The 25131-nt window shown below is 36.5% G+C and carries 26 protein-coding genes; 21 read left to right on the forward strand and 5 right to left on the reverse strand.

The window, feature by feature from the left end:
* Positions 1-33: 33 nt before the first annotated feature.
* Together FA727_RS02940 and pyc are read left to right on the forward strand one after the other, a co-directional pair.
* A complete protein-coding gene (locus FA727_RS02940; protein ID WP_136829231.1) occupies positions 34-1239 on the forward strand; it encodes an FtsW/RodA/SpoVE family cell cycle protein in 1206 nt (401 codons plus the stop codon).
* Between the two features lie 177 nt (positions 1240-1416).
* Positions 1417-4857, forward strand: a complete 3441-nt coding sequence (gene pyc / locus FA727_RS02945) for a pyruvate carboxylase (protein WP_136829232.1) — start codon at positions 1417-1419, stop codon at positions 4855-4857.
* Between the two features lie 36 nt (positions 4858-4893).
* Here pyc and FA727_RS02950 read toward each other — a convergent pair whose 3' ends face one another.
* The gene (locus FA727_RS02950) at positions 4894-5871 is read right to left on the reverse strand and encodes a COX15/CtaA family protein (protein WP_136829233.1); all 978 of its coding nucleotides are present in this window, start codon (positions 5869-5871) and stop codon (positions 4894-4896) included.
* A 640-nt stretch (positions 5872-6511) separates the two neighbouring features.
* Between FA727_RS02950 and cyoE the strand changes: the two genes are divergently transcribed.
* From cyoE to ulaA, 11 genes are all read left to right on the forward strand, one after another.
* Entirely contained in the window at positions 6512-7450 is a 939-nt protein-coding gene (gene cyoE / locus FA727_RS02955) for a heme o synthase (protein WP_136829234.1), read from the forward strand.
* Between the two features lie 245 nt (positions 7451-7695).
* Positions 7696-8766, forward strand: coding sequence for a cytochrome c oxidase subunit II (coxB, locus tag FA727_RS02960; protein ID WP_136829235.1), 1071 nt, complete (start codon positions 7696-7698; stop codon positions 8764-8766).
* A 66-nt stretch (positions 8767-8832) separates the two neighbouring features.
* A complete protein-coding gene (ctaD, locus tag FA727_RS02965; protein WP_136829236.1) occupies positions 8833-10701 on the forward strand; it encodes a cytochrome c oxidase subunit I in 1869 nt (622 codons plus the stop codon).
* Positions 10701-11330, forward strand: a complete 630-nt coding sequence (locus FA727_RS02970; protein WP_136829237.1) for a cytochrome (ubi)quinol oxidase subunit III — start codon at positions 10701-10703, stop codon at positions 11328-11330. The genes ctaD and FA727_RS02970 overlap by 1 nt, the downstream gene beginning before the upstream one ends.
* A 3-nt stretch (positions 11331-11333) precedes the next feature.
* Positions 11334-11666, forward strand: coding sequence for a cytochrome c oxidase subunit IVB (gene ctaF, locus FA727_RS02975; protein WP_136829238.1), 333 nt, complete (start codon positions 11334-11336; stop codon positions 11664-11666).
* 87 nt (positions 11667-11753) lie between these two features.
* Entirely contained in the window at positions 11754-12659 is a 906-nt protein-coding gene (gene ctaG, locus FA727_RS02980) for a cytochrome c oxidase assembly factor CtaG (RefSeq protein WP_136829239.1), read from the forward strand.
* A 217-nt stretch (positions 12660-12876) separates the two neighbouring features.
* On the forward strand, positions 12877-13344 hold the full coding sequence (locus FA727_RS02985; RefSeq protein WP_136829240.1) for a DUF420 domain-containing protein: 468 nt from the start codon (positions 12877-12879) through the stop codon (positions 13342-13344).
* Between the two features lie 172 nt (positions 13345-13516).
* Positions 13517-15457, forward strand: coding sequence for a BglG family transcription antiterminator (locus FA727_RS02990; RefSeq protein ID WP_136829241.1), 1941 nt, complete (start codon positions 13517-13519; stop codon positions 15455-15457).
* 130 nt (positions 15458-15587) lie between these two features.
* Positions 15588-16025 (forward strand): PTS sugar transporter subunit IIA, encoded by a 438-nt coding sequence (locus FA727_RS02995; protein WP_136829242.1) that lies wholly within the window; start codon positions 15588-15590, stop codon positions 16023-16025.
* A gap of 2 nt (positions 16026-16027) precedes the next feature.
* Complete coding sequence (locus FA727_RS03000) at positions 16028-16300, forward strand: PTS sugar transporter subunit IIB (RefSeq protein ID WP_136829243.1); 273 nt, start codon at positions 16028-16030, stop codon at positions 16298-16300.
* A gap of 4 nt (positions 16301-16304) precedes the next feature.
* The gene (ulaA, locus tag FA727_RS03005; RefSeq protein ID WP_136829244.1) at positions 16305-17567 is read left to right on the forward strand and encodes a PTS ascorbate transporter subunit IIC; all 1263 of its coding nucleotides are present in this window, start codon (positions 16305-16307) and stop codon (positions 17565-17567) included.
* A 218-nt stretch (positions 17568-17785) separates the two neighbouring features.
* Here ulaA and FA727_RS03010 read toward each other — a convergent pair whose 3' ends face one another.
* Positions 17786-18151: a YugN family protein gene (locus tag FA727_RS03010; RefSeq protein WP_136829245.1), complete on the reverse strand. Its 366-nt coding sequence runs from the start codon at positions 18149-18151 to the stop codon at positions 17786-17788.
* Positions 18152-18368: 217 nt separating this feature from the next.
* On the opposite strand from FA727_RS03010, the gene FA727_RS03015 reads away from it, so the two are divergent.
* Together FA727_RS03015 and FA727_RS03020 are read left to right on the forward strand one after the other, a co-directional pair.
* On the forward strand, positions 18369-18803 hold the full coding sequence (locus FA727_RS03015; RefSeq protein WP_136829246.1) for a CBS domain-containing protein: 435 nt from the start codon (positions 18369-18371) through the stop codon (positions 18801-18803).
* Positions 18804-18948: 145 nt separating this feature from the next.
* Complete coding sequence (locus FA727_RS03020) at positions 18949-19989, forward strand: CAP domain-containing protein (protein WP_438646620.1); 1041 nt, start codon at positions 18949-18951, stop codon at positions 19987-19989.
* A gap of 13 nt (positions 19990-20002) precedes the next feature.
* Here the strand turns inward: FA727_RS03020 and FA727_RS03025 are convergent, their stop codons facing one another.
* On the reverse strand, positions 20003-20371 hold the full coding sequence (locus FA727_RS03025) for a hypothetical protein (protein ID WP_136829248.1): 369 nt from the start codon (positions 20369-20371) through the stop codon (positions 20003-20005).
* Between the two features lie 29 nt (positions 20372-20400).
* A complete protein-coding gene (locus FA727_RS03030) occupies positions 20401-20877 on the reverse strand; it encodes a PaaI family thioesterase (protein ID WP_136829249.1) in 477 nt (158 codons plus the stop codon).
* A gap of 147 nt (positions 20878-21024) precedes the next feature.
* On the opposite strand from FA727_RS03030, the gene FA727_RS03035 reads away from it, so the two are divergent.
* The 5 genes from FA727_RS03035 (at position 21025) to FA727_RS03055 (ending at position 23115) form a co-directional block, all read left to right on the forward strand.
* Positions 21025-21432, forward strand: coding sequence for a YlbD family protein (locus tag FA727_RS03035; protein WP_136829250.1), 408 nt, complete (start codon positions 21025-21027; stop codon positions 21430-21432).
* 14 nt (positions 21433-21446) lie between these two features.
* Positions 21447-21686 (forward strand): YlbE-like family protein, encoded by a 240-nt coding sequence (locus FA727_RS03040; protein ID WP_136829251.1) that lies wholly within the window; start codon positions 21447-21449, stop codon positions 21684-21686.
* Positions 21687-21802: 116 nt separating this feature from the next.
* Positions 21803-22213 (forward strand): hypothetical protein, encoded by a 411-nt coding sequence (locus FA727_RS03045; protein WP_136829252.1) that lies wholly within the window; start codon positions 21803-21805, stop codon positions 22211-22213.
* 77 nt (positions 22214-22290) lie between these two features.
* Positions 22291-22734: a YlbF/YmcA family competence regulator gene (locus FA727_RS03050; protein WP_136829253.1), complete on the forward strand. Its 444-nt coding sequence runs from the start codon at positions 22291-22293 to the stop codon at positions 22732-22734.
* 105 nt (positions 22735-22839) lie between these two features.
* On the forward strand, positions 22840-23115 hold the full coding sequence (locus tag FA727_RS03055) for a YlbG family protein (RefSeq protein WP_136829254.1): 276 nt from the start codon (positions 22840-22842) through the stop codon (positions 23113-23115).
* 34 nt (positions 23116-23149) lie between these two features.
* On the opposite strand, the gene FA727_RS03060 is transcribed toward FA727_RS03055, so the two are convergent.
* Positions 23150-23539 (reverse strand): DUF7147 family protein, encoded by a 390-nt coding sequence (locus FA727_RS03060; RefSeq protein ID WP_136829255.1) that lies wholly within the window; start codon positions 23537-23539, stop codon positions 23150-23152.
* A gap of 158 nt (positions 23540-23697) precedes the next feature.
* Between FA727_RS03060 and FA727_RS03065 the strand changes: the two genes are divergently transcribed.
* Complete coding sequence (locus tag FA727_RS03065; protein WP_158318782.1) at positions 23698-25116, forward strand: stalk domain-containing protein; 1419 nt, start codon at positions 23698-23700, stop codon at positions 25114-25116.
* Positions 25117-25131: the final 15 nt, after the last annotated feature.

Below are 25131 nucleotides of genomic sequence, written 5' to 3' on the forward strand. Positions count from 1 at the left end.
AAAAATTGATAATACGGATAAGGAAGATAAAGTATGTTAAAAAAAATCCTTAAATCATACGATTACTCACTCATCATAGTAGTTGTCTTACTAGCAATATTTGGACTAGTTATGGTTTACAGTGCAAGTATGGTGACGGCCATTCAAAGATATGGTTATGAAAGTGATCATTTCTTTGTTCGACAAAAGATTTTCTTGATTGCTGGAGCGTTGGTATTTATATTTTTTGCGTTCGTCCCGTATAAGCTCTATCTAAATAATAAAATACTCGGTACAATTGTGTTATTATCATTAATTTCACTGATAGGAATATTTAAGTTTGGTACTGTTGCCGGGAATGCACAGAGTTGGTATGAATTTGGACCGCTTCGTTTGCAGCCCTCAGAGTTCGTAAAAATAGCTGTCATTGTGTATTTATCAGCTGTTTATGCTAAAAAACAACCATACATAAATCAGTTTAACCAAGGGGTATTACCACCTCTAGCTTTTATCGTGTTAGTCTGTGCTTTAGTTGCTTTGCAGCCAGATTTCGGGACTACGGCAATTATTGTCATGATTTCAGGCATGATTATTGTTTCATCGGGAATGAATTTCAAAACTATTTTAAAATTAGCCCTTCTAGGTTTAATATTATTTAGCCCATTTGTCTTTATCTTAAAGGATGAAATATTTTCAATGGAGCGTTTAGAAAGATTTTCTGTCCTCACGAATCCATTTGCAGATGGTGTGGCGGAGGATGGAGGATATCACCTTATTAACTCCTATTATGCAATTGGTAGTGGAGGCGTTAATGGTCTTGGACTTGGACAAAGTGTGCAAAAACTTGGTTATCTGCCTGAACCTCATACAGACTTCATCATGGCTATTATTGCCGAGGAATTAGGTGTATTCGGTGTTGCGTTTGTCATTCTCTCATTAGCATTTATTGTCTTGAAAGGGATCTTCATTGCCTTAAAAGGGAAGGACCCTTTTGGTAGTTTACTAGCAATCGGTATATCCGGCATGATTGGGATTCAAACGTTCATTAATCTTGCGGGGATTTCAGGTATTTTTCCATTGATGGGTATCCCTCTGCCGTTCGTCAGCTATGGGGGATCTTCATTATTGCAATTATCTATTGCGATGGGAATCCTAGTAAATGTCTCAATGTTTGTGAACTATGAGAAAAAGTACAAAACTAATGAAAAAGAGGGTTTGAAGGTTGTTTCGAATAATACGAGAAATAGTTTTAAAGCCTGAAAACTCTTTATTCTCTGAAATAATTATTGTAAAATAAATTAACAAAATTATTTATTTTACATATTGCGTAAATTGTCAGTTTTTAATGCAATTTTATGCTATGATACTTTAAATCGCTAAAATGAAAGTAGTTAAGGCTTCCAAATGGAAAATATCAGAGAAGACGAGGTGTGTTCAATGACAAGAAAAATTGAAAAGGTCCTAGTTGCGAATAGGGGAGAAATCGCCATTCGAGTATTCCGTGCATGTACAGAATTAAATATTCGTACAGTGGCAATATATTCCAAAGAAGATTCTGGTTCTTATCATCGCTATAAGGCAGATGAGGCTTACTTAGTGGGAGAAGGAAAAAAACCAATTGATGCATATTTAGATATTGATGGAATCATTGAAATCGCAAAAGATGCGGATGTTGATGCGATCCACCCTGGATATGGATTCTTATCAGAAAATATTCATTTTGCTGAACGATGTGAAAAAGAAGGTATCGTGTTCATTGGTCCAAAATCTAAGCATCTTGATATGTTTGGGGACAAGGTAAAGGCAAGAACACAAGCGCAAGTCGCTAATATTCCTGTCATTCCAGGTAGTGATGGTCCAGTTGAAAATGTTACTGACGTAATTGAGTTTGGTAAACAATACGGATTCCCAATTATTATCAAAGCTTCCCTTGGTGGCGGCGGCCGTGGTATGAGAATTGTCAAGAGTTTAGATGAGGTTGAACAAGCCTATGACCGTGCAAAATCAGAGGCAAAAGCTGCATTTGGGAATGATGAAGTATATGTAGAACGTTTTATTGAAAACCCGAAGCACATCGAAGTACAAATCATTGGTGATGAACATGGCAATATTGTTCACCTTTTTGAGCGAGATTGTTCTGTTCAACGTAGGCATCAAAAAGTAGTAGAAGTTGCTCCGTGTGTATCGATTTCAGAAGAGATTCGCGGAAGAATTTGTGATGCTGCTGTTAGCCTAATGAAAAATGTCGATTACTTAAATGCTGGTACGGTAGAGTTTCTCGTTGCTAATGATGAATTTTATTTTATTGAAGTAAATCCCCGTGTTCAGGTCGAGCACACAATTACAGAAATGATTACAGGGATTGATATCGTTCAGTCTCAAATCCTTGTGGCAGAAGGACATTCTCTTCATTCCGAAGTAGTAGCCATACCTGAACAAGAGAATATTAAAATTCACGGATATGCAATTCAATCCCGCGTAACAACTGAAGATCCACTAAATAACTTTATGCCGGATACTGGTAGAATTAATGCCTATCGCTCGGGTGGAGGCTTTGGTGTACGTTTGGATGCAGGGAATGGTTTTGCTGGAGCAGTTATTACGCCATACTACGATTCTTTACTCGTTAAACTTTCTACTCATGCCTTAACTTTCGAGCACGCAGCTTCGAAAATGATAAGAAACCTACAAGAATTCAGGATTCGTGGGATTAAAACAAATATTCCTTTCTTAGTAAATGTTGTGAAGCACAAGAAGTTTGTTTCAGGAGAGTATAATACTTCGTTTATCGATAAAACACCTGAACTGTTCTTGTTCCCGGTAAGCAAAGACCGTGGTACTAAAATGCTTACATATATTGCTAATGTGACAGTGAATGGTTTTCCAGGCATCGAAAAGAAAAAGCGTCCTGTTTTTGATGTTCCAAGAAAGCCTAAATTAAAGGTAGGTACACCTTATCAAAATGGAACAAAGCAAATCCTCGATGAAAAAGGAGCAGACGGGTTAGTAGAATGGATTAAACAGCAAGAAAAGGTTCTATTAACGGATACAACATTCCGTGATGCTCACCAATCACTTCTTGCTACACGTGTTCGAACGAAGGACCTTCAGCATATTGCTGAACCTACAGCAAAGCTTCTTCCAGAGATGTTCAGCTTTGAAATGTGGGGTGGTGCAACATTTGATGTGGCTTATCGCTTCCTAAAAGAGGACCCTTGGGAAAGACTTCTTACCCTTCGTAAATTAATGCCTAATGTACTGCTGCAAATGTTATTGCGTTCTGCTAATGCGGTTGGGTACAAAAATTACCCAGATAATGTAATCCGTGAATTTGTTGAAAAATCAGCAGATGCGGGTATTGATGTATTCCGAATTTTTGATAGCTTAAACTGGGTTAAAGGGATGGAAGTAGCGATTGATGCTGTAAGGCAAACTGGTAAGATTGCAGAAGCAGCAATTTGTTATACAGGAGATATTTTAGACCCAACAAGAACAAAGTATGATTTGAATTATTATAAAACTTTGGCAAAAGAATTAGAGCAGCAAGGGGCACATATTTTAGCGATAAAAGATATGGCGGGGTTATTAAAACCGCAGGCTGCTTACGCTTTAATTTCAGAGCTTAAAGAAACAGTTAATATTCCAATTCATTTACATACCCATGATACAAGTGGAAATGGAATTTATACTTATGCAAAAGCGATTGAAGCGGGAGTAGATATTGTTGATGTTGCTTTAAGTACGATGGCTGGCCTGACTTCACAGCCAAGTGCTAATTCATTGTATTATGCACTTGAAGGTACAAATCGCAAGCCTGATGTTAATATTGGTGCGTTAGAGCAGCTTTCTCACTACTGGGAAGATGTTCGAAAATACTATCAGGATTTTGAAAGTGGTATGGTAGCACCGCATACGGAAGTATACCAACATGAAATGCCGGGTGGACAATACAGTAATCTTCAGCAACAAGCGAAAGCAGTAGGGCTTGGGGATGAATGGGACCGGGTAAAAGAAATGTATGCTCGCGTGAATCAGATGTTTGGGGATATTGTCAAAGTAACTCCATCCTCTAAAGTGGTAGGGGATATGGCTTTATATATGGTACAGAATGATTTAACGGAAGAGGATGTCTTAACTCGTGGAACATCACTAGATTTCCCAGATTCTGTAGTGGAATTGTTTGAAGGCTATTTAGGACAGCCAGCTGGTGGTTTTCCGAAAGAGCTTCAAAAAATTATTTTAAAAGGCAAAGAACCGATAACTGTTCGACCAGGCGAACTACTTGAGCCAGTCAACTTCCAGGCGATTAGTGATGAACTATATAAAGAGCTTGGAAGACCGATTACAAGCTTTGATACAATTGCGTACGCTCTGTATCCAAAAGTGTTCAAAGAATTTACTGCAACGGTTGAAAAATTTGGCGATGTCTCTGTCTTAGATACACCAACTTTCTTATATGGTTTAAGATTGGGCGAAGAGATTGAGATTGAGATTGAAACTGGAAAAACACTAATCGTTAAATTAGTTTCAGTGGGTCAACCTCAGGTGGATGGAACTCGAGTTGTCTATTTTGAACTGAACGGTCAACCTCGTGAGGTCGTTGTGAAGGATGAAAGTATTAAAGCAACAGTAGCTGCTAAAATAAAAGCTAATCCAAAAAATGAGGAACAAATTGGTGCGTCAATGCCAGGAACAGTGATTAAAGTGCTAGTGGAAAAAGGAGAAAAGGTAGAGCAAGGTGACCATCTCATGATTACAGAAGCAATGAAAATGGAAACAACTGTTCAGGCACCTTTTTCAGGCGTTGTAAAAGATCTTTATGTTACTAATGGAGAAGCCATACAAACAGGTGATCTATTAATCGAGGTAACAAAATAAAAAAAGGTTGCAGCAAAAAATGCTGCAACCTTTTTTCTAGTCTGTAGTCCGAACGGTTAATGGCGGGATATTAATCGGTTCTCCGACCGATTTTGATTGTTGTAGTAATAGTTCGTTCTTTCTACTTCTTGAAGTTAATAGAATGAAATAGCTCAATACACCAAATAAACAAGAAACAAAGAAGGCGTGGGCAAGTGCGATGTACAGATTTTGTAGGGAAAGTACAACTAATGCCCCGGCAATAACTTGTAATGTTACAAGGATAAAGGATACAATCCAGCCCCAATAAACAACCTTTTGGTGTTTATAATGAACAATAGCTAAATATGTAATATAGCCAATCCAAATGAAAATAATGCCTGCTGCAAAACGATGTCCCATCTGAACCCACTCATGAAACGAAATAGGAATGTTTGGATCTGCATTCACACACAATGGCCAATCCCGACATACTAGACTTGCGTTGACATGTCTAACCAATGCTCCTGTATAAACAACAATAAAGCTATAAATGGTAACCCCAATAATATGCTTACGCATTCTTCCATCTATCACAAGCTTCTCTGCTTCAAACTTTTTATCAACTTCAAAGATAAGTAAAGTTAAAAGAAATACTGCAGCAAACGAAATGAGTGAAATTCCAAAGTGAACTGCAAGGACAAAATCCGATTGTCCCCATAAAACTGCTGCTGCCCCAATTAGTCCTTGGAGAACTAAAAATGAAAACGACAATAACGCTAGAAATTTTGTTTCGCGTATATGACCTATCGATTTCCATGCCCAAAAGGATAGAATGAGTACCATAAATCCTACAGCACCAGAAACAACACGGTGGGCAAGCTCGATGACAAGCTCAACGGTAATATTTGTGGGAATGAGTTCTCCGTTACACAATGGCCAAGAACGACCGCAGCCCATGCCGGACTCGGTTTTCGTCACAAGTGCTCCACCAATCAAGATGAACAGCATCCCGATTGTCGTTAAGACGGCAAACCATTTAAGTGACCGTGTCAATGTTATACACCTTCTTATTAAAACTATGAATGTGATACAGTACCAACTACATGTAAACAATATATCAAATTTTTAGGAAAAGAACAGAAATTATTCTTATTTTGAGTCACTTTTTTGATAGTACACAAAATTTCAATGTTTTACAATGGTTAATAAAATAAACAATGTGATTATAGTAAAAAGGTTGCAAAATAGATGAGAGTTTGCTAGAAATATAGGAGGGTTAATCCCTTTTTACGAGTTGATTGTAGATGTAAATGATGGGTAGAAGCTCTAAGAGAACAAGTTAATTCTTGTTTCTATTAAAGGTGGAAGTGGACGAAATTCTGATTGTTTTTTTGTTATTGTAAGAAAATAACAGTATTAATAGCCGGAAAAACCCGAAGTTCACATTTTAGTCAAAAAAAATTCAAAAAATGTTCACAGAACAAGTAAAAATATGGTTTAATAAATTATAGGAAAACCTTAACAAAACATGAATATTTAGCAACATTAACACTATGCAGATAGTGAAAAAGTTATCCTTAAAAAGTTTGAATTGGCTTACCTCGTTTTCAATACAAATATAGCAGTGTAGGTCATTATATCGTTCGTGGTTGTGTATACATATGGTGTATTTGTAATTAGGGAGGAAGAAAAAATGAGCAATATACCGGCTTTAGGTGAATCATCCGTAGATAGCGATGAACAGAGCCTCAAAGCTATAAAAGAGAAAACGAGTGTATGGAAGGATTTCTTAGCACTAATTAAAATCGGAATCGTCAATTCCAATATGATCACAACTTTTACAGGTTTGTGGCTGGCGATTCATTTTACGAATGCAGGTTTTCTAACAAATCTTGATATTGTTTTTTATACTTTGATAGGTTCTGCCTTTATTATTGCTGGTTCTTGTGTAATCAATAATGTTTATGACCGTGATATCGACCCGTTAATGGAGAGAACAAAGAAACGGCCAACGGTTACTGGTTCTGTAAACTCAACGAAAGCGCTGTTTTTTGGATTAGGACTAGTCGTTATTGGAACAATATTTCTATTACTGACAACGTTTTCAGCAACAATAATTGGAATCATTGGTATTTTTAGTTATGTCGTCCTTTATACAATGTGGACAAAGAGAAGATATGTTTCAAACACAATTGTTGGGAGTATATCAGGAGCGGTACCTCCTCTGATCGGATGGGCTGCGATTGACCCGACCCTTGATGTTATCGCTTGGAGTTTATTCCTTATTATGTTTGCGTGGCAACCACCTCATTTTTACGCGCTTGCGATGAGAAGGGTGGAAGAGTATAGAGCAGCTGGTATACCGATGTTACCAGTCGTTAAAGGGTTTGATACGACGAAGAAACATACACTTGCATGGATTGCGATACTATTCCCAATACCATTTTTGTTGCTTTCGTTAGGTATACCTTTCTTGATACTAGCAACCATATTAAATATAGGCTGGCTTATTCTAGGCTTGTATGGATATCGTAAAAAAGATGATATCAAGTGGGCTAAGTCGATGTTTGTATACTCACTTCAATATATGACAATCATGTTTGTAGCCATGGTAATAGTCACAATCATTTAATTACAACATATTAAAATCTGGGAAAATTTTTCTTTACAGTTCATACGGTAAAGGGGATTTATCTATAAATTTTTAAATGAGGGTTAATTTCATAAAGTAGCCTTTAAAAGGAAAACGAAATAAGTAATTTACAGAAATCATTTACAAATATCAAATTAAAACATCGTTTTTCAGCAATACGCTTTATGAAGTTTTCTCATCTGAATTCTATTATTTTTCACATGAAAGAGGGGTATGTTTAAGCTATGAAAAAGCTAGCGAAATGGCGTCTGTTTTCTCTAATAACCTTGATGGCGCTCATTCTTTCCGGTTGTGGCAAACCTTACTTATCTACCCTCCAGCCTGCTGGGGAGGTAGCGAAAAGTCAGTTTGATTTAATGGTTTTAAGTACGCTTATTATGGTCGGAGTTATCATTATTGTAACGATTATCTTCTTAATTGTACTTTTCCGCTTCAAACGAAAGGATGAAAGTATTCCGAAACAGGTAGAAGGCAGTCATAAATTAGAAATTATCTGGACTGTTATTCCAATTCTGTTACTTTTAGTTCTTGCTGTTCCTACAGTATTAGAAACTTTTAAGCTTGCAGATGTTTCAGCAATGGATAAAAAGGATGAAGAAGGTAATACGGAAGCTCTTGTTATCAATGTTCGTGCTAATTTGTATTGGTGGGAATTTGAGTATCCAAATGAAAAAATTGTAACGAGCCAGGAGCTTGTTGTCCCAACTGATCAAAAAGTTTATTTCAATCTGAAATCTTCTGATGTGAAGCATTCCTTCTGGATTCCAGCAGTTGGTGGAAAGATGGATACGAACACAGATAATATCAATAAGTTTTGGTTAGAATTTGATTCTAAAGGTGCTGAAGCAGCAGGTGAATTATTCTACGGTAAATGTGCTGAGCTATGTGGTCCTTCACATGCTTTAATGGATTTTAAAGTTAGAGCACTTCCAAGTGATGATTTTGACCAATGGGTAGCAACAATGCAAGGCATTGAAGAGCCTGTACAAGCAGATACTGCAAAAGCGCAAGAAGGACAAGAAATTTTCAACAACAGCTGTATCGTATGTCATGCTGTAACACCAGCAAATACGACTCCAGAAGCTGCTCGTCAAGCACCAAACTTAACAAACTTTGGTGACAGAGCTTATGTTGCTGGTATCTTAGAAAACAACGAAGATAACATTAAAAAATGGTTAACAGATCCTGAAACAGTTAAGCCTGCCAACAAAATGACAGATACTTATGGTGATTTGACACCAGAACAGATTGATGCATTAGCAGCTTACTTATCTGGATTAAAGGTACAAAAATAACATCATTGAATCACCATAAAATTAATTCTATTAATTGGGGATTAGTTTTCAAAGGGAGGTAAAATTGTGAGTACGAACGCTCAGAAAAAGGGGTTCGGCGCAACACTTTGGGACTTTTTAACAACCGTTGACCATAAGAAAATTGCCATTCTTTATATGATTGCAGGTGGTTTCTTTTTCTTAGTTGGCGGTCTCGAAGCCATGTTTATCCGAATCCAGCTAGCAGTACCAAATAATGATTTCGTAGGTGCTGGCTTATATAATGAAATCTTAACAATGCATGGTACAACAATGATTTTCTTGGCAGCTATGCCACTCTTATTTGGATTTATGAATGCTGTAATGCCTTTGCAAATTGGGGCACGTGACGTAGCATTTCCATTTGTGAATGCTCTAGGTTTCTGGTTATTCTTCTTCGGGGGGGTATTCCTAAATCTTTCATGGTTCCTTGGAGGAGCACCTGATGCTGGTTGGACTTCCTATGCATCATTATCTCTAGCGTCTGAAGGACATGGGGTTGATTTCTATTTATTAGGATTACAGATTTCTGGTGCTGGTACGTTGATGGGTGGAATTAACTTCCTCGTAACAATTATTAATATGCGTGCACCAGGAATGACTTATATGCGCATGCCGTTGTTCACATGGACAACATTTGTCGCATCAGCTCTTATCTTATTCGCATTTCCGGCATTAACAGTTGGAATTTTCTTGTTAATGTTTGACAGACTGTTTGGTTCTAATTTCTTTGTTACTGCTGCCGGTGGTAATACAGTAATTTGGGAACATTTGTTCTGGATTTTCGGACACCCAGAGGTTTATATTTTGGTTTTACCAGCATTTGGTATTTTCTCTGAGATTATTCCAGTGTTCTCTAGGAAGAGATTATTTGGATACTCTTCTATGGTCTTTGCAACCGTATTAATCGGATTTTTAGGATTCATGGTATGGGCTCACCATATGTTCACTGTTGGACTTGGACCTATTGCCAATGCAATTTTTGCAGTTGCCACTATGGCGATCGCCGTACCAACCGGTATTAAAATCTTTAACTGGTTGTTCACGATGTGGGGCGGAAGCATCAAGTTTACCACGCCAATGCACTACGCAGTGGCATTTATTCCTACGTTCTTACTTGGTGGAGTTACAGGGGTAATGCTTGCAGCTGCAGCGGCAGACTATCAGTATCATGATACGTATTTCGTTGTTGCTCACTTCCACTATGTTATTGTGGGTGGGGTAGTATTTGCTGTCCTGGCTGGAACTCAATTCTACTGGCCAAAAATGTTTGGAACAATGTTAAACGAAGCTTTAGGTAAAATTACGTTCTGGTTATTCTTTATTGGATTCCATTTAACATTCTTTATCCAGCATTTCTTAGGATTATGGGGCATGCCAAGACGTGTATTTACATTTATTGAAGGTCAAGGCTTTGAAACAGCAAACCTCGTAAGTACAATTGGTGCCTTCTTTATGGCTGTAGCAACTGTTGTATTATTAATCAATATCATCATCACTAGTATTAAGAATGAAAAGGTTGGAAACGATCCTTGGGGTGACGGAAGAACCCTTGAGTGGGCTATCCCATCTCCACCACCATTCTATAACTTTAAGCAATTGCCTTTAGTTCGTGGATTAGATCCACTTTGGATTGAAAAAATGGAAGGGAAAAAGGGCATGACTCCTGCTGAGCCATTAGGGGATATTCATATGCCGAATAATTCCTTTACACCATTTGTTATTTCATTTGGATTGTTTGTCGCAGCGTTTGGTGCGATGTACCGTTTAGATTATAATTGGGGCTTACCAGTTTTAATTCTTGGTATGGCAATAACGTTTGGTTCTATGTTCTACCGTTCAGTGAAGGATGACCACGGTTTCCATATCCATAAGGAAGAATTAACAGATGATAATGATAAGGGGGTTAAGGCATAATGCACGCTGAAGAAAAAATGACACTTGAAAAATGGCCTGCTGCGCCTGAAAAGCAAACCCTTGAAGGAAAAAATAAATTCGTTGGATTTTGGCTATTCCTTGGTGGAGAGACGGTACTATTTGCCTCTCTCTTTGCCACGTACCTTGCACTAAAAGATAAGGTGCCAAATCCAGAACATGCATTAGCGAAGGATCTTTTTGAAATTCCATTAGCTTTCTTAATGACCATGTTACTTTTAACTAGTTCGTTAACAAGTGTATATGCAATGTACCACATGAAAAACTTTGAATTTAAGAAAATGCAGCTATGGTTAGGAATCACGGTTTTACTTGGTCTAGGATTCTTAGGCTGTGAAATTTATGAGTTTAATCATTATGTACATGAATATCATCATACATTTACAAGTAGTGCATTTGGTTCTGCTTTCTATACATTAGTTGGTTTTCACGGAGGTCACGTAGTATTTGGACTTTCTTGGATTATCCTCCTAATGGCACGTAATGCTAAGAGAGGATTAAGTCTCTACAATGCTCCGAAGTTCTATTTAGCAAGTCTATACTGGCACTTTATTGACGTTGTATGGGTATTTATCTTCTCAGTCGTATATTTAATGGGAATGGTGGGGTAACTGATGGAGAACAATCAAACAAATACAGGTAACCCGAGCGTAGATATCACATATCGACGTAAAAGAAATGCAGAAGAAATGAGACATCAAGTTATCTCTTTTGCGTTAATGATTTTCTTTACGGTTGTAGCATTTGTTGCTGTTGGTTCAGGTATGTCTGGATGGTTTACTGTTCCATTCATCCTTCTGCTCGCAGCTGTTCAAGTAGTATTCCAACTATATTATTTCATGCACATGAGCCACAAAGGACATGAGGCTCCTGCGTTGTTCTTGTATTCAGGATTATTAGTAGGATTAATCACCATTTTAACTTTCTTAACGATTGTATGGTGGTAAGATAAACTGAAAATCGGCTGTCTTAGGCCGATTTTCTTTTTTATGTTATAATTTAGGCAGCTTAGTAACTTAAGAGGTGATGGGTTAATGTTAACCTTGAATATGTTTGGATTTAGAGCGTTATGGAGTCCATTTTTCTTTTTAGCGATTTTAATCGTGACTATTGGATTTTTTCTCATCACGGTTAAATACCGAGATAAATTTAAAGATACAGAGGCTTTAACAACAAAGCAGGGAGTTTATTTTACGACTGGGATGATTTTGTTGTACGCGATTAAAGGTTCACCTTTGGATTTAATGGGGCATTTAATGTTTTACGCACATATGATTCAAATGGCTGTTCTTTATCTTGTAATTCCTCCGCTATTCATTGTTGGAATTCCACAATGGATTTGGAAAAAGATATTAAATCAGCCTTTTTTGAATAATGTTTTTAGATTTTTCACGAAACCACTTATAGCGTTAATCCTTTTTAATGGAATGTTTTCTTTTTACCATATACCATTGATATTCGATATTATTAAAATAGACATGTGGATGCATGCCTCTTATACGGTTCTCCTATTTGTCATGGCGATATTTATGTGGTGGCCATTAATTAATCAAGTAGAGGGAGAACATAGGTTGAGTGGGGTGAAGAAGATAGGCTATATCTTTGCAGATGGTATCCTTCTAACACCAGCGTGTGCTCTCATTATTTTTGCTGATGTGCCGATGTATGATACATTTTCAGATCCAAGTGCTTGGGCGAAAGCATTAGAATTATGTGTGTCGCCAACGATACTGTCTACTTTAAGTTTAAGTGGTCCAGAGATGTTTAATTCGATGTCATTGCTACACGATCAACAGCTTGGTGGCGTATTGATGAAAGTTCTTCAGGAAATCGTATATGGAGTCGTTCTATTCCAAGTATTTTTTGAGTGGTATCGTAAAGAGCAAGAGGAAACAGAGGCTGAGAAATTGCATCGTTTAGATCCGCAATCAGTTGAATAATCACTTAAATGGCACCTTATATAGGTGCTTTTTTTGAAATCAAAAGCATAGATTGAACTATTTGTTTGTTAACTAGGTCACAGATTAGCAAGATAAATGTGTCAGATTTAGAACAATTTTATGGTTATTCCTTGTGAGGATTGAAAAAATGTTCATAGTTCACTAAAATTATAATTATGTACATTCTTACTATGAGGAATTGAGAGAGGACGACTATATGAATTTTTCATTACCAGTTTTACCAACAATCAGTACTACTTTCATTGTGTTAAGTGCTATAACTGTTGCAATCGGTTGGGCGCAAATTAAGAAAGGGAAAAGAGATTCTCATAAAAATACGATGGTTTTAGCAGCGATCTTTGCTATTATCTTTTTTCTCATTTATGCTTCAAGAACGATTTTTATTGGAAACACTGCATTCGGTGGACCAGATGATATAAAGATTTACTACACGATCTTTTTAATTTTCCATATTACCCTCGCAACGGTTGGTGCGGTACTTGGTATTATTTCTCTAGTTTCAGGGTATAAAGAGAATTTCGGTTTTCATCGGAAGTTAGGACCAGTAACAAGCTTTATTTGGTTCTTTACAGCAATTACTGGGGTTGCAGTTTATCTGTTACTTTATGTCTTTTATCATGGTGGAGAGACAACTTCTGTGATTAAAGCTATTTTAGGGCTATAAAAAAGAATCGTCTTAAGGCAGTAGTCAAACTCGGTTTGACTACTGCCTTTTCTTTTAGAATAGAAGTAGGATTACGGATGATATGGACTGTGAAAATAGTGTATACTTGTAAAAATGGAGTTTATACTGAAATAACAGACAATTAAATGAATTATTTGGAGAAATTTATATAATGAATAAAGGGAAACACACTCTGAACAAGAGGCAAAACGAAATACTAGCATTGCTGCTAAAAAACAATAAAAACGAAAATATAAAAATTAGTACAATAGCAGAAACACTTCATTGTTCTGAAAAAACGGTTAGAAACGATTTTAAGACGATTGATGAATGGCTTGAACATGATTATCAAGCAAAAATCATCCGGAAACCAAACATAGGAGTAAAGCTTGAAATTTCAAACGATGAGCATGAGAGATTACTTGAAGACCATCATAATCAACAAAACCGACATAATAAAACATTTGAAAAAGAAAGAAAAAAAGAAATCTTATTCATGCTTTTAAGAGACAATAAAACTTTATCTCTTCAGGAGCTATGTGAACAATATTATGTAAGTAAACAAGTTATAAAACAAGATTTACATGAAATAGAGCAATGGATAAAACTATTTCATTTATCAATTGAGTCCAAGCAAAAAATTGGCTTAAAAGTCATAGGAAATGAAAAAAATAAGCGAGCAGCCTTGCTTCGATTGCATCAATTCACACAAGAAAAAGATAAATTATCTTTCTTTGAAAAATGGTTTTCCCATTTTGAAATTACCAGAACAAAGCAACAATTAAGAAAAATGGAAAGTCAATTACATAAAACATTTACAAATGAATCGATGAATAATTTAGTATTGCATTTATTGGTTATGGTAAAAAGAATTAAATTGAAGCAAACAATTCAATTATCATTAAATGAACAGACCGCTCTAAAAAGCACTAAAGAATACGGTGTCGTCCAAAACCATCTGAAAGAGCTGGAAAGCTCATTCGTGATCAAATTCCCAGATGAAGAAATCATCTATTTTCTACTACATATCATTAGCTCAAAAGAAAAAGGAAAACCTGATTTTGAAAAAAACATATTATCACCGAAAGTAACAACACTCATTCAGGTGATGATTAAGAAAGTTTCCGAACAAACAGGTATTCAACACGAAGCCGATCAAACATTAGTAGAAGGGCTTATGATCCATATGAAAACGACGTATGAGCGCCTAGAGTATCGTCTTTATCATCGAAATCCTCTTCTTGATGATATTAAAAGAATGTATTCGTACACGTTTGATACGATTTTTCACATTACAAAAGAAATGGAAAATGAAATTGGGTTCATTCTCCCAGAAGATGAAATTGGCTATTTGGTTCTTCATTTTGAAGCATCAAAAGAGCGGATTCAAAAAGAAGACGGGAAACATAAAAAAGCCATTGTTGTTTGTTCAATGGGTATTGGTATGTCCCAGCTTTTGACGACTAAATTGGAACGGAAATTTCACTCACTTGACATACTAAAATGCGTATCGCTAGAAGAAATGGAAGAAGTCGTAAGAGTAGAAAAACCGGATTTTATTATAAGTACAATTGCGCTTGAAGAGATTGATTATCCGTCTATAACGATATCTCCGCTTTTCCAAAAAGAAGAAGAGGAAAAAATAAAAAAGTTTATTGCCAATTTTAACGTTAAGGAAAATAAATTTCCGATATTAAAAAAATTTCTTGAAAAAGAATTAATTTTGATTAAAAAGGAAATGACAAATCCAGACGAAATAATAGAAGAATTAAGTCAACTATTGCATGATAATGGGTATGTAAACTCCGAATATTTAAAGGATGCAAAAGAAAGGGAAGACCTATCATCAACAGCAATCGGGGCAGAAATTGCGATCCCACATGGGCATCCGAAAAACGTATTAAAACAGGGAGTAGCTCTTGCCATTTTAAAACATCCTGTTCGCTGGAAAAATCAGCTTGTATCAATTGTCTGTATGCTTGCAATTAAAGATTCAAAAGATGAAAATATTAAAAAAATGTTTGAGGAAATCAACTTTTTAGGCGAGAATCAACAAATCATTGATAACTGGAAGAATAGTAGTTCAATAGAGGAATTCTATCAATCAATATAAAACAAAAAAGACGAATTTTACCGCAATATACGGTAAAAATTCGTCTCTTTTTTTAGAAAAAAATGAATAAATATAAAAATACAAAGAGAATGATAACACTTTCAAAATACAAGGGGGGGGATTATAAAACATGTTTTTATCGAGGCTAACAAAAGAATTGGTGCAATTTGAAGAAAAGATAGATTCATGGGAAAAAGCGATTGAACGCGCATCGAACCCGTTGATTGAAAATGGATCCATCGATGAAAGTTATGTCAAAGCGATGATTGAAAATGTCAAAAACTTTGGACCTTATATTGTGTTAATGCCAAAAGTGGCAATGCCGCATGCGAGACCAGAAGATGGCGTCAAAAAAACCGGAATTAGTCTACTTGTTGTAAAAGAAAAGGTTTTATTTGAAATAGACAAATCGGCCAATCTCTTTTTGGTTCTAGCAGCAGAAGATGCAACAAACCATTTGACATTGCTTCAAGAAATTTCAGATTTCTTATCTAAAGAAGAAAATATTGAAGCATTGTTAAGCGCAACAAATTATGAAGAATTTTTACAAAATCATAGGGGGAATTAAAAATGAAAATTTTAGCAGTATGTGGGAATGGACTTGGAACTAGCTTTATGCTTTCACTAAACGTCAACAAAGCATTAAAGGAATTAAATATTGACGGGGATTGCAAAAACATGGATTTAGCCAGTGCAAAAACAGAACAGGCTGATTATTACATCGGAAGTCCTGAAATTATGGACCAACTAAATGATGGAAATAAGAAAACAATTCGTGTCGTTAATATGGTGAATTTAAATGAAATTAAAGATGCGTTAAAAGCGCATATTTTGGAGGGGTAGTAAGATGTTTGATCTAATTATGAAAGATATTCTTGGAACACCGGCAATTTTAGTTGGACTCTTCGCTCTTGTCGGATTACTTTTACAGAAAAAAGGCATTGCAGATGTTATTTCCGGTACACTGAAGACTATAATGGGCTTTATTATCCTTGGTGCTGGGGCAACTGTATTACAAGGGTCTTTAAATATTTTTAGCCAAATGTTTGAAGAAGGGTTTCATATTGAAGGTGTTATCCCAAATAACGAAGCCATCGTAGCACTTGCCCAAGATGCTTTTGGGGCAGAAACAGCGATGATTATGCTCTTTGGGATGCTTGTGAATATTTTACTCGCACGGTTTACAAAATTTAAATACATTTTCTTAACAGGTCACCACACGATGTTTATGGCATGTCTACTTGCAGCAGTATTATCGACATCTGGTTTAAGTGGTGCATTGCTTGTACTTGTTGGTTCTGTGATTTTAGGACTTTTAATGGTGTTAATGCCTGCGCTTCTTCAACCGACAGTAAAAGAAATTACAGGTTCTGATGATATTGCAGTTGGTCACTTTGGTTCCATCGGTTACTTTGTAGCAGCAAAAGTAGGAAAATTGACTGGGAACAAACTAAAAACAACTGAAGAAGTAAAAGTGCCAAAATCACTTGGATTTTTACGTGATTCATCTGTCGCACTTGCACTTACGATGACGTTAATGTTTTTTGTAGTCGCTCTTGTGGTTGGACCAAACTTTATTGAAAAAGAATTAAGTGCTGGCACAAACTTCTTAGTATTTTCTCTAACACAAGCCATCACGTTTGCCGGTGGAGTGTTCATTATCTTAGCTGGTGTAAGAATGCTCATTGCAGAAATTGTTCCTGCATTTAAAGGGGTCGCAGATAAAGTGGTTCCTAACGCAAAACCAGCTCTTGATTGTCCAATTGTTTTCCCATTTGCACCAAATGCGGTAATTATCGGATTTTTATCAAGCTTTGTAGCGGGACTAATTAGTATGCTAATTCTACCAATTTTTGGACTTTCTGTTATTGTACCCGGACTAGTACCTCATTTCTTTACAGGTGCAGCAGCAGGGGTATTTGGAAACGCAACTGGAGGTCGTAGAGGAGCTATCCTTGGGGCATTTGCAAACGGACTTTTAATTAGCTTTTTACCAGCCCTATTACTTCCAGTTCTCGGTTCACTAGGATTTGAAGGTACGACATTTGGCGATGCTGATTTCGGTGTAGTGGGGTTAATTATCGGGTACATCATCAGTTTATTTAGCTAAAAAAAGAAACACTGCTAAATGACATGACCAGGTTATTTCATTAGGCAACATGTGGGCATGAACTCGGTATGGTACCGAGCTCATGCTTTTTAATTTTGCTATCTGCAATGATTGTATATCTTTTAACTACAGTGAATTTGGCAAAAAGAAAAGCACCACCAATTGTTAGCTTTAAAGTGCCTAACAATTGGGGTGCAGTCCGCAAACGCGGAGTCACTCTATTTATTCGTTTGAAAAGAATCAACAACTGATTTTACTTCAGTTAATATCTTTTCACATTGGCTCACTAATGTTTTTGGGAAATTTTCGCCCTCACCGTATTCAACACCGTGTGGATAGTAGTGCTTGCCAAGTAGAGGTGTTAATAATTGAATAACTGCTTTGTTTGCGCCTACATCGCCTTCAACAGCATAGCCAAGGACGCGAAGGTAGAAAACGCCTTCTTTTAATTCGAATTTACGATCGTAGGATACTCTTTCATAATCCCATTGCTCAGCACGAACCAAACCGTAATCATCCATTACATCGTCTAGACGTTTTAAATCTGCTTTAATGTCTTCATATCCTAAATTCTCAAATTTCATCTTAATCCCTCCTAAAACAAATAGAACGTAAACGTAAGTATTATGTAAAATTTACTAAAATAATCTCAAATCTAATAATAGTGGAAAAGTGAAAAAGTTGCAATGACATCGCAAAAGAAATCAAAGTTCTTTCACAATTGTTGATTCATAAATTTAATTCTGAAATCTAGGGAATGATAAATGGATGTATAAGTACTATTTTTCGGAAGGTGATAACATGGAGAAAATCAGGGATATTATGAGTGATGAAGTGGAATGCTGTACACTTCTGGATAATGTATATGAAGTGGCTGTAAAAATGAAAGAATGGAATGTTGGGGCGATTCCAATTGTAGATGGTGAAAAACTACTAGGCATGATAACAGACCGTGATCTCGTTGTACGAGGGATAGCAGAAAAGCGACCGGGCTCGACAAAGGTTGAAAAGGTTATGAGCGATTCACTTATTACGGTTACACCGGAGACTAGTTCGGAGGAAGCGGCTGAATTAATGGCTAAGCACCAAATTAGAAGGCTGCCTGTAGTAGAAGGAGAAAAATTAGTAGGAATTGTTTCATTGGGTGATTTTGCAGTTCGAAAACTTACTGATGGTCAAGCTGGTGAAGCTCTATCGGAAATCTCTGAGAACGACTTTGGCCAAATGCACCATTAGAGGACACATTGCGTGTTCTCTTTTTTTAGCGTAAATTTGCTAGATGAAATAATCATAATTCTCTATTTCGTACATAGAATGATAGAGGGAATTACTAGAGATAACTGTTTTGTAAAAGAGAGGAGGATACGCTCTGCGTGCACTTATTCGCATTTTAATTGGAATATCAGTAATACTATCTATCGTATTTTACTTACATCTATATCTATTAGAAGATTTTTTTCCAAGTGAACAAATCGTAGCTTCTCAAGTGAAAACAACAACCGAGGTGGAGAAAAAGGAGCTTCCCAAGATAGAAATTCCAAGAGAAGGACTTACTACATTTATAGGTAAGGATGCAGCGTATGTAGAGGAACAATTAGGCAAACCAGAAAGAATTGATCCTTCTGCATATGATTATGATTGGTGGATTTATAAAAAGGGGTTGTCAGAGTACATTCAGGTTGGAATCGCCAATAACAAGGTAGTTACGCTATATGCAATCGGCCAAGACGTAAATATCACACCTTTCAAGATTGGGGAAAAAGTTGAAAATCTATATGCTAATCAATCAATAGAGTCCAATATCAATGTTGAATATCAGGGGAACACATATCGTTTTGAATTGACAGAAGATGATCTGAATACTCAGCCCCTCGTACAAATAGGTTCTTCTTACGCACAAATCTTTTTAGATAAATTTGATGGTACGGTATCAAGTGTTCGTTTTGTGGATGCTGAAACGTTAATTAAACAACAGCCCTATGAGCTTGTATACCTAGGAGAGCTTTTAGAGGCGAGTCCTATTGATGCTGAGAAAGCAAAGGCTATATCATCGGGGGAAAGCAAGCAAATATTTGACATCTCCAACATGATGCGTGTGCGCCATAATCTAAAATCTTTAGAATGGGATGAGAAAACGTCTGAAGTTGCTTTGGCACATAGTGTGGACATGTTTGAGAGTCAGGAGTTTTCGCACACCTCGAAAAAAAATGGGGAGTTATCGGATCGACTAGAAGCAGGTGAAGTTTTTTATCAGTTGGCAGGAGAAAATATCGCCGCAAATTATGCGGATGCACCTGCTGTAATGGAAGGTTGGCTGAATAGTAAAAGCCATAGGGAAACGCTCTTAAACGGTGAATTTACCCATCTTGGGGTAGGTGTATATCAGCTGCATTACACGCAAAATTTTATCCAAAAGTGGTAGGGTAGTGGACGAATTAATCTTCGTCCACTATTTTTTCAATCCTATTAAAAAGAAAAACATCTTCTTTCCAATTACCAAATACACGAACCTTATCCCCGATTTGATAGTGAAAGAAGGGTTGAGTATTTTTAAATAGTGGAATCATTTTTCTAATCCTCAAGGACTTATGATCCGTTTGCACTACTAAATCAGTAACAATCACGTAATAATGATAGTAAAACCGTTGTCGTTCCTCGCGGATATCTTTGATGACTCCTACGACAATTGCTTCCTCTACTACATTTTCTAATTGCAGCCATTTCTCTTTTTGCTTATTCATTTCTTTTTTCGTTATCCAAAAGAAATAGATACACAGAAAAGGAATAACGATGGCGGTAACCATAGGGACACCTCGCACTGAGAAACAGGGTATTATTTATCCTTATTCAGAATGAAAAAAGTTCCTGACGCTTGAGCGATTTTTTGTCCATCTGAGCGAAATACCTCAGCTGATACTAACATCGTTTTTGTACCATGATGATCAATACTTGCTCGACAAGTAATCGAGTCACCAATGCCAGGTGCAATATAGTGAATATTAAGCTGACTTGTGACAGCTGCAAATCCTTCCGGGAGAACATTATGGACCATCGCACCCATACAGGTATCAATAACAGTTGCTGTGATTCCGCCATGAAGGATATTCAATGGGTTGTTAACAAGCGAATGAAGTGGGATTGTAATTTCAAATGAGTTCTCTTTTAAACCGCCTTCCATATGAAGAAGACTATTGATATATGTATGCTGTTTATTATTTAAACCTTCGAGAACCTGGTGTAAAACACTTAAATCCTCTTCTGAACCTTTTTCCAAAATTTCAGTAAATAATTGTTTGATGTTCTCTTTCATTTCCTTCACCTTTCTTCGTTTCGTCTGATTCCTTAATCACAATTTTGCTGACCTTATCATATCGTACCATAGGTGATTGATTCACATATAGAGTAAAGTTTGAATTGATTTACTTAGAAACAAGCCCTTTGTTAGAGGTGAAGTAGTATGTCAAAGAAAACTCTCCATCCATCTGTACAGCAATTTAAAGAATTCGTTAAGAAACATCCCCAAATAGTGTTAGAGGTAAGAAGAGGAAACTCGAAATGGCAGGACTTATTTGAAGAATGGTATCTACTTGGCGAAGAGGATTCCCGTTGGGACGAATTTAAAGAAAGAAACACAACAGCATCTCAACCCGATGAAGAAGGAAAGAAAGAATGGATGCAGCAAGTAATGGGGGCGATGAAGAACATGGATACAAACCAGCTTCAGCACCATGTTTCGAGCCTGAGTCAAGCCCTAGGCGCTATACAAGGGTTAATTTTACAATTTCAAGGAAACCCTCAATCAAAATCTTCTGGGGGAAATAGAACGAGTCAACCCCAACATCCATTTCAATTTAGAAAGGATTAATAGGGGGATTTAACATGAGAAGAGAAATAATGGATGTAATTTTGGCAGACCATGACCTAAAAAGATTTCTTCATGAACAGCCGATTTGGTACCGAAAGCTCGGTAGAAATCCAGGAGACTTACAATCGTTTCAGATTGCGGCGTTACAGTATCATAGAAAAACAATTCCTGATCGTGTTGAAAAATTTTCAACAGGCGTACAAATGGCTTCAATGATGATGGGAATGTTTCAAGCGATGAATAGTCAAGCATAAGCAGCTTTCTCGTGCATTTTGAGAAGGCTGCTTTTATATATGGGAGGAAAAAGAGTAAAAATAATGAAGTTCGTTAACAATATGCTTAAATCCGGATTGTGAACGGGGGACCAAAGATGAAGTATATAATGATTTTCTTTTTATTCTTAAATATAGCAGGCTGTCAAAAGGAATTACCTGAGCCAGAGGTGAAATTCCAAGTGATACCAATGAGTACGATCAATACAGTACATGATTTGCCAGTAGTGATTGACCAAAGTCGTGAACCTTTTCTGGTGCAGCATCATGTAAAAGGGGATAATGTATTTGTAGAATGCGTGATTCCAAATATTTCCTTTCGAGAGGATAGTAAGAATAAGGGGAAAATAATTCTTATGATTGATGGGAAAAAGAGAGAAGAAATTCATACGGCTGCTTTTATCATCAAAGGTTTAGGAAGGGGCACCCATCAAATCTCATTAGAGGTTGTAAGACCGAATAATGAACCATATCATCTTAAAAAGGAGTTTGCTGTTTCGATTCAGTAAGGTGATGCTGGAACTTGTAGTAAAACTTTCGCTTTTCCCTAGATTCATGATAAAATAGGGAGCGGAGGTGAGCATACATGCTTGCTACTTTAGAAAGATTAGAAATTTTAGATCAGGCAGAGCAGCTTTCTAGTATGATTCTGCAATCTGATGTCGTCGAATATTACTTATCATGTTTAAATAAATTGCGCACTAGTAAAGAAACACAGCAAAAAATTAAAGCTTTTACGAAAGAAAAGGAGCTTTATGAAGAGGTTCAACGGTTTGGAAGGTATCACCCTGATTATCAAAAAGTCATGAGAAGTATCCGTGAATTAAAAAGAGATATGGATATCGATGACAATGTTGCTGAATTCAAAAGAGCTGAAAATGATCTACAGGCTCTATTGGATGAAATTAGTGTGATTATCGGAAAATCTGTTTCAGAGAAAATAAAGGTACCAACCGGTAACCCATTCTTTGATAGTTCTTCTAGCTGCGGCGGCGGTTGTGGATCTGGTGGAAGCTGTGGTTGTTCGTAAAGACTTAGGACACTCTCCTAAGTCTTTTTCTAAATCATTGAATTGAATTATATGGATTTGTTTGCTAGACTAATAAAAACACATGTGTTCGAAGGGGAAAATAGTATGTTAGGGCAGCGCCAAGGGATCATAGTATGGCTGTATTCTTTAAAACAAGCCAAAATGTTAAGAAAGTTCGGAAATGTTCACTTTGTTTCCAAGCGTTTAAAATACGTTGTTCTCTATTGTGATTTAGAGGACGTTGAGACGATCATGGAAAAAATTCAAAACTATTCGTTTGTCAAAAAAGTAGAGCCTTCGTTCAAGCCGTTTTTAAAAACAGAGTTCGAGAATTCAAAACCAGATAAAGCGAAGGAATACGATTATAGAATGGGTATATAAAAGGCGAAGCACAGTGGCTTCGCCTTTTAACTTTCTATTGAAGTGGTGGAATATAGTGGTTCATCCGTAAAATACCAATTAAGTATTGGAAAAATAATTCTTTTTCTGCAAACTGGGTAGAAGGTCTGACTTCAAACTGAACAATTTCTTTTCCTAGCTCTTGTGCCGTTTCGCGAAATAGATCAAAGCGTTTATTTGGTGTAACATTTGGATTTGGTATCCCTTCACGGCAAATATAGAGTGGTTGAAATTTACCAGGGTCGGTTGGCTTTAGGACAACAACTAATGAGGTAACCTCTCTATTTTTTACAGTTGTGTGATAAGCCATCATATGTAGAAGTCTTTCTTTATTTGCTTTTGCTTGCTCAATTAGTTCGTATATATCTGAATATCCTTCGCCTAATTCAATAAAACGTTGAATCAAAAATAAGCCCTCCTCTAATATACATCCAACAATACTTTATCATGGTTTTTCTTCTAAGGCTATGTTCACAAATTGAATATATTCGATGTGAAAATATGTGTGACGAATTTCCCAAATTCTGATATTGTTATCATAAGAAAGTAATAAGGAGTATGTCTATGTGGAGAATGTCGTTCACATTATTAATAGTATTATGTTCTTTTATAGGCGGCATGCTTTTCTGGCAGTGGCACGTCTACTCTGACTATGATCAACCAAATGAGCAAGCAGAACAAGCTGAGCAGGAATTAACGGTTGAATCTAAAGGGGATCAATTAAACATCACTCAACGGATTGAAGGTCTGCAATCGGGGAAGGAATATCGTATTAGTTTTCCTGACTCCATTCCAAATTGGAGTTGTGAAAATGCGGATGGAAAAATTTGTAATTCGATTGACGAGAACCCTGCTTCCTTTGTAGCAGAAAATCATTCGATCATTCTTCGCTATCAAATAGAATTAAAAGAGAAAAACACTTTTCTATTAAATGAGTGGATGGGGCAGCTTCCAGATGTTGAAATCTCCCATACGACAATTAAAGTGATTGACTCTGCGAGAAGAGAAGGTTCATGGATAGCTGGTTTTCCGTTAAAAGGTTTCAATGAACTTGAGTTGATTGATTATTATGTTTTCGCAGGTGAAGGCGACAGTGGCTCACTTTATTGGCATTCCGAACCTTTGACAAAAATAACGGATCAAAATGGACTGCAATTTTTTGCGCAAGGTAATAAGAATAAGCAGGACTATCCTTTAGAGAGCTTGAAGAAAATTTCTAACATAACTGGGATATCAGTCATTTTTACGAATAGTTTCCAAGAAACTAATGGGAACGGTCTTATGGTCGCTAATCCAGATATAAAGAATGAGCTACTCGAACGAAAAATCGTATATAACTATTTCTTGGAGAAAGCTCCTACACTGCCATTAGAAGAGAAATGGCTCATTGATGCTTTGACTTCTCTATTCTTAGGTCAACAAAGTAATGTTCCAAAAGGAAATGAACTTATTAGTGAAATGAACCGTGTTTTAGCGAAAGAGGAAACTGAGAATTTCGTAAATGCCGTCATTAAAGAAGATAGCATTACACCCGAAATACTCGATGAACTCATAGGAACTATCAAAGAGAAAAACACACACTTTTTCACTTTGAATAAGAATGAAGATACAAAGCTTGTACCTCTTTATTTTAATGATGCACGTAAGGTAGTTATACAAGGAAAAATCCAAGAAGATATTGAAGTGTTGCTTATGAATGATGAGAAGCTAGTTCCATTTATAGATACGATGACAGCTTTAGGGTTTGAAGCGAAGGTTTTAGCGGACCAAGAAACGATTCTACTAGACAATGGGAATAATAATTATCGCTTCTACATTAGTCAAAATATCTTTCTATACAATGAAGCGGATTTCGGTTTATTAGAGAATCCGTTGCAAGTAATAAATGGAACGGTTTTTATAAAGGTTAAACTCCTTCCAGAATTATTCAAAGCAAACATTGAAGAAACTGAGAATGAAATCAAAATCTCATTGGACTCCTAATAAATAGAGGCTTGT

The organism is Robertmurraya kyonggiensis, from assembly GCF_005116465.1.
GTDB lineage: Bacteria > Bacillota > Bacilli > Bacillales > Cytobacillaceae > Robertmurraya > Robertmurraya kyonggiensis.